Here is a 228-nt window from a genome sequence, read left to right as displayed (position 1 = left end):
CAGGGACCGCAGCCCGAGGCTTTTGCCGGCCAATCATTCGCTCACACGCACGATCAGTTTTCCGAAATTCTTGCCTTGCAGCAGGCCGATGAAGGCCTGGGGCGCATTTCCCAGACCATCGACGATATCCTCACGGAATTTCAGGCAGCCATCCGCCAGCCATCCGGATGCCTCTTCAAGAAAATCCGGCCGCTGCGCGGCGAACTCGCGCTGAATAAAGCCGCGCAC

The 228-nt window shown here is 59.6% G+C and carries 1 pseudogene; it reads right to left on the bottom strand.

The features are described 5' to 3' along the window. Positions 1-33 precede the first annotated feature (33 nt). Positions 34-228, bottom strand: a pseudogene (locus SB659_RS20720) (NADP-dependent oxidoreductase); the annotation flags it as partial.

Source organism: Arthrobacter sp. SIMBA_036 (assembly GCF_046535135.1).
GTDB lineage: Bacteria > Actinomycetota > Actinomycetes > Actinomycetales > Micrococcaceae > Arthrobacter.
This window is presented reverse-complemented; position numbering and strand designations above follow the sequence as displayed.